Annotated in this window: 5 protein-coding genes and 3 pseudogenes; 4 read left to right on the forward strand and 4 right to left on the reverse strand. The window is 58.5% G+C overall.

All coding sequences use genetic code 11. The features are described 5' to 3' along the window. Window positions 1-208: pseudogene (locus DXV50_RS09920) on the reverse strand (hypothetical protein); the annotation flags it as partial. Window positions 209-229: 21 nt separating this feature from the next. Further along, on the reverse strand, window positions 230-811 hold the full coding sequence (locus tag DXV50_RS09450) for an MFS transporter (RefSeq protein ID WP_198666488.1): 582 nt from the start codon (window positions 809-811) through the stop codon (window positions 230-232). A gap of 702 nt (window positions 812-1,513) precedes the next feature. Here DXV50_RS09450 and DXV50_RS09790 point away from each other — a divergent pair. The 3 genes and pseudogenes from DXV50_RS09790 to DXV50_RS10135 all read left to right on the forward strand — a co-directional run bounded on the left by DXV50_RS09790 (window position 1,514) and on the right by DXV50_RS10135 (window position 2,636). After that, window positions 1,514-2,106, forward strand: a pseudogene (locus DXV50_RS09790) (cation:dicarboxylate symporter family transporter). 27 nt (window positions 2,107-2,133) lie between these two features. Beyond that, window positions 2,134-2,259 (forward strand): hypothetical protein, encoded by a 126-nt coding sequence (locus tag DXV50_RS10005; RefSeq protein ID WP_269801662.1) that lies wholly within the window; start codon window positions 2,134-2,136, stop codon window positions 2,257-2,259. A 149-nt stretch (window positions 2,260-2,408) separates the two neighbouring features. Next, window positions 2,409-2,636, forward strand: a complete 228-nt coding sequence (locus tag DXV50_RS10135; protein WP_269801663.1) for a DEAD/DEAH box helicase — start codon at window positions 2,409-2,411, stop codon at window positions 2,634-2,636. Here DXV50_RS10135 and DXV50_RS09465 read toward each other — a convergent pair. Continuing rightward, window positions 2,617-2,979: a DEAD/DEAH box helicase gene (locus DXV50_RS09465; protein ID WP_117206067.1), complete on the reverse strand. Its 363-nt coding sequence runs from the start codon at window positions 2,977-2,979 to the stop codon at window positions 2,617-2,619. The genes DXV50_RS10135 and DXV50_RS09465 overlap by 20 nt on opposite strands. 119 nt (window positions 2,980-3,098) lie before the next feature. Continuing rightward, window positions 3,099-4,042: pseudogene (locus DXV50_RS09800) on the reverse strand (cation:dicarboxylate symporter family transporter). Between the two features lie 584 nt (window positions 4,043-4,626). On the opposite strand from DXV50_RS09800, the gene DXV50_RS09810 reads away from it, so the two are divergent. Then, window positions 4,627-4,932, forward strand: a complete 306-nt coding sequence (locus tag DXV50_RS09810; protein WP_269801664.1) for an MFS transporter — start codon at window positions 4,627-4,629, stop codon at window positions 4,930-4,932. The last annotated feature ends 396 nt before the right edge of the window (window positions 4,933-5,328 follow it).

Below are 5,328 nucleotides of genomic sequence, written 5' to 3' on the forward strand. Positions count from 1 at the left end.
GCGCGGCGATCACGAGGTGTTTCTCAGACTGAACGCGGATCAGGGCGGGAAGGAGCCACCCTTGAGTGAACGCAATGCAGAGGCCGAGCACGAACATCGAGAGACCGATATTCAGCGGTGTCCAACCGTACCGGAACTCTGTGTAGAGCGCCCAGGTGCACTGCATGAGTGACTGCGAGAGATAGATGAGACCGATGATCAGCACCATCTGGAATGATGGGCTTTACCTTCAGGAGCGCGATGATCCCGATGAAGGATTAAAGCGGCGGAAAGTCCAGGGACGCATATCCGGCGTCGTGAGACTTTCCGGCAGCACGAAGAAACCGTAGATGAAGTTCAGGCAGCAGATGGCGCCCGCGAAGGCGAAAGGAATCCGCGGATCTATCTGCCCGAGAATGCCGCCGAGCGCCGGGCCGATCACGAAGGCGAGTCCGTAGACCGCACCGATCTTCCCAAAAGCGGCGGAGCGCTGCTGTTTCGGCGTGATGTCCGCAATGTAGGCCTGGGCGACGACGAGGTTCGCGGACAGCATGCCGCCCGCGATGCGGGACGCGAGCACAAGCGGGAGCGACGACGTGAAGGCCGGCACAAACTGCATGATGGAGAGGCCGAAGATACCGGTGAGCAGTACGGGCTTCCGGCCGAAACGGTCTGAAAGCGCGCCGAGGATCGGCGAGGAGAGGAACTGCATGATGCCGTAGCTCACCATGATCGCGCCGTACCAGTAGGTCTGCAGATCGCGGGTGCCTGCCAGATCGCCGATCAGCCGGGGCAGTACAGGAATGATCAGCCCGAAGCCCAGGGCATCCATAAAGATGCAGCAAGGACAAAGCGGGTGGCGGGTTTAAGACTGCTCATGCGGTGGTGCCGGAAACGGTAGGTACAGAAATTTGAACATTATCCCTCAGATAGGGGATCGGAGGATGACCACAAAATACAGAGTTAAATAAAACAGGTATGCTAATGAATACGCCCTGCAAAAAATTGTTGCAAAAAGGCGTATCCCCCCTGGTCCTAAGAAAAAAAGTCAATATGCGGAATTCTCACGAATCCTCGTGCCGTTCCTGGAGGGGTCTCTTGTCAAGGAGATCCTGTTCGCACTAGTGATCGGCATCATCGTTGCCCTGGTAGCGCCTGGCAATCGCCGTGCCCCTCGATTCCTCGGCACGTTCTCATCTCGGCCTTGAAGGCCGTGGCCCCCGTGCTGGTCTTCTTCCTGGTTGCCGCGTCCATCGCGAACCATAGCGTTGACACCCGGACGTCCATGAAGCCGATCATCGTGCTGTATGCTATCGGCACGCTTGCGTCCTCCATCGTTGCCGTTGTGGCGTCTTTCCTCTGGCCGACCACGATTCACCTCGTGGCTGCCGCTGGCGACTGCCCCGGCCGGTATTGCCGAAGTGCTGAAGAACCTCGTTCTCAACATCGTCGATAACCCCGTGAAGGCCCTCCGCGAACGCGAACTACATCGGCATTCTCTCCTGGGCTATTGCTCTCGGCTTCATCCTCCGCAATGCGAACGACACGACCCGCGAAAATCATTCAGGACTTCTCGGAAGCTGTGACCACGGTCGTCCGTATCGTGATCCGTATCGCTCCGTTCGGTATTTTCGGTCTGGTCGCGAACACGGTCGCTACGGTCGGTCTCGGCGCCTTCGTGGTTACGGCAAGCTGCTTCTCCTCCTCGTGGGCAGCATGTTCTTCATCGCCCTCGTGGTCTTCCCGATCATGGTCTGGTTCTGCATCCGCAAGAATCCGTATCCGCTCGTGATCCAGTGCCTGCGCGTGTCCGGTATCTGCTTCGCTTTCTTCACCCGTTCGTCTGCCGCGAACATCCCGGTGAACCTCGACCTCTGCCGCAAGCTGAAGCTTGACGAAGGCACCTACTCGATTTCGATCCCGCTCGGTGCCACGGTCAACATGGGCGGCGCTGCCATCACGATCACGATTCTGACGCTTGCTGCCGCGAATTCGCTGGGTGTTCAGGTTGACTTCTGGACTGCCATCCGCTCTGCTTCGTGTCTGCGATCTGCGCCGGCGGCGCCTCCGTGTTCCGGGCGGCTCCCTGATGCTGATCCCGCTCGCCTGCGGTCTCTTCGGTATTGATAACTCGACCGCCATGCAGTGGTGGCCGTGGGCTTCATCATCGGCGTGATCCAGGACTCCTGCGAAACGGCTCTGAACTCTTCGAGCGACGTGATGTTTACGGCGGCGGCCTGCCTCCGTCAGGAACGTCTCGATGCCGAAAAGGCCAAGTAAGCCTGAAAATCCGGCTGTTTAAGCAGTTCTGAAAACCCTTCCTCCTGATAGAAACGGGAGGAAGGGTTTATATTATCTGCCTGCTCCATCCTCAACACTTTCCCCTCCCTCCAGGAATTCATGCGGCGTTTCCATTCAGCAAAGAAGCACTGACCCAGGTATTCGGCTTTGCCGATTTCCGGCCGCATCAGGAGGAAATCATCGAAGCCGTGATCGAGGGGCGGGATGCGCTGGTGCTGATGCCGACAGGCGGCGGGAAGAGCCTCTGCTACCAGATCCCCGCACTCGTCCGCGAGGGAACCGCGGTGATCGTGTCGCCTCTTATCGCTCTCTGCAGCATCGAGATTGTCCACTCGTTCACAAGCCGCTCAGGGTGACGTGAGAAAGGTCGAGTGTCCCCGAGAGGAACTGACTCTCAATCTCCCGGTTCTCTTCCAGAGAGTTCGCGGAACTGAGGCAGGCCGCCTCGAGCCCCCGGTTCTGAATCGCGGTGATCTGATCCTGCATGAGCGCGATAAGAGGCGACACGATCACCGCGGTTCCCTCGCGGACGAGTGCGGGGATCTGGTAGCAGAGGCTCTTCCCGCCGCCTGTCGGCATCAGCACCAGCGCATCCCGCCCCTCGATCACGGCTTCGATGATTTCCTCCTGATGCGGCCGGAAATCGGCAAAGCCGAATACCTGGGTCAGTGCTTCTTTTGCTGAATGGAAACGCCGCATGAATTCCTGGAGGGAGGGGAAAGTGTGAGGATGGAGCAGGCAGATAATATAAACCCTTCCTCCCGTTTCTATCAGGAGGAAGGGTTTTCAGAACTGCTTAAACAGCCGGATTTTCAGGCTTACTTGGCCTTTTCGGCATCGAGACGTTCCTGACGGAGGCAGGCCGCCGCCGTAAACATCACGTCGCTCGAAGAGTTCAGAGCCGTTTCGCAGGAGTCCTGGATCACGCCGATGATGAAGCCCACGGCCACCACCTGCATGGCGGTCGAGTTATCAATACCGAAGAGACCGCAGGCGAGCGGGATCAGCATCAGGGAGCCGCCCGGAACACCGGAGGCGCCGCCGGCGCAGATCGCAGACACGAAGCAGAGCAGATGGCAGTCCAGAAGTCAACCTGAACACCCAGCGAATTCGCGGCAGCAAGCGTCAGAATCGTGATCGTGATGGCAGCGCCGCCCATGTTGACCGTGGCACCGATCGGGATCGAAATCGAGTAGGTGCCTTCGTCAAGCTTCAGCTTGCGGCAGAGGTCGAGGTTCACCGGGATGTTCGCGGCAGACGAACGGGTGAAGAAAGCGCAGATACCGGACACGCGCAGCACTGGATCACGAGCGGATACGGATTCTTGCGGATGCAGAACCAGACCATGATCGGGAAGACCACGAGGGCGATGAGAACATGCTGCCCACGAGGAGGAGAAGCAGCTTGGCCGTAACCCACGAAGGCGCCGAGACCGACCGTAGCGACCGTGTTCGCGACCAACCGAAATACCGAACGGAGCGATACGGATCACGATACGGACGACCGTGGTCACAGCTTCCGAGAAGTCCTGAATGATTTCGCGGGTCGTGTCGTTCGCATTGCGGAGGATGAAGCCGAGAGCAATAGCCCAGGAGAGAATGCCGATGTAGTTCGCGTTCGCGAGGGCCTTCACGGGGTTATCGACGATGTTGAGAACGAGGTTCTTCAGCACTTCGGCAATACCCGGCCGGGGCATCGCCTCAGCGGCAGCCACGAGGTGAATCGTGGTCGGCCAGAGAAAGACGGCCACAACGGCAACGATGAGGACGCAAGCGTGCCGATAGCATACAGCACGATGATCGCTTCATGGACGTCCGGGTGTCAACGCTCTGGTTCGCGATGGACGCGGCAACCAGGAAGAAGACCAGCACGGGGGCCACGGCCTTCAGGCCGAGATGAAGAACGTGCCGAGGAATCCGAGGGCACGGCGATGCCAGGCGCTACCAGGGCAACGATGATGCCGATCACTAGTGCGAACAGGATCTCCTTGACAAGAGACCCCTCCAGGAACGGCACGAGATTCGTGAGAATTTCCGCATATTGACTTTTTTTCTTAGGACCAGGGGGGATACGCCTTTTTGCAACAATTTTTTGCAGGGCGTATTCATTAGCATACCTGTTTTATTTAACTCTGTATTTTGTGGTCATCCTCCGATCCCCTATCTGAGGGATAATGTTCAAATTTCTGTACCTACCGTTTCCGGCACCACCGCATGAGCAGTCTTAAACCCGCCACCCGCTTTGTCCTTGCCTGCATCTTTATGGATGCCCTGGGCTTCGGGCTGATCATTCCTGTACTGCCCCGGCTGATCGGCGATCTGGCAGGCACCCGCGATCTGCAACCTACTGTACGGCGCGATCATGGTGAGCTACGGCATCATGCAGTTCCTCTCCTCGCCGATCCTCGGCGCGCTTTCAGACCGTTTCGGCCGGAAGCCCGTACTGCTCACCGGTATCTTCGGCCTCTCCATCATGCAGTTTGTGCCGGCCTTCACGTCGTCGCTCCCGCTTGTGCTCGCGTCCCGCATCGCGGGCGGCATGCTGTCCGCGAACCTCGTCGTCGCCCAGGCCTACATTGCGGACATCACGCCGAAACAGCAGCGCTCCGCCGCTTTTGGGAAGATCGGTGCGTCTACGGACTCGCCTTCGTGATCGGCCCGGCGCTCGGTCGGCATTCTCGGGCAGATAGATCCGCGGATTCCTTTCGCCTTCGCGGGCGCCATCTGCTGCCTGAACTTCATCTACGGTTTCTTCTTCGTGCTGCCGGAAAGTCTCACGACGCCGATATGCGTCCCTGGACTTTCCGCCGCTTTAATCCCTTCATCGGGATCATCGCGCTCCTGAGGTAAAGCCCATCATTCCGATGGTGCTGATCATCGGTCTCATCTATCTCTCGCAGTCACGCATGCATTGCACCTGGGCGCTCTCACAGAGTTCCGGTACGGTTGGACACCGCTGAATATCGGTCTCTCGATGTTCGTGCTCGCCTCTTCATTGCGTTCACTCAAGGGTGGCTCCTTCCCGCCCTGATCCGCGTTCAGTCTGAGA

It is taken from the genome of Paratractidigestivibacter faecalis (assembly GCF_003416765.1).
GTDB lineage: Bacteria > Actinomycetota > Coriobacteriia > Coriobacteriales > Atopobiaceae > Paratractidigestivibacter > Paratractidigestivibacter faecalis.

Bases quoted from the DNA above. Each gene is read 5' to 3' on its own strand.
- DXV50_RS09450 (WP_198666488.1), bottom strand. From the start codon at position 811: ATGGATGCCCTGGGCTTCGGGCTGATCATTCCTGTACTGCCCCGGCTG.
- DXV50_RS09465 (WP_117206067.1), bottom strand. From the start codon at position 2,979: ATGCGGCGTTTCCATTCAGCAAAAGAAGCACTGACCCAGGTATTCGGC.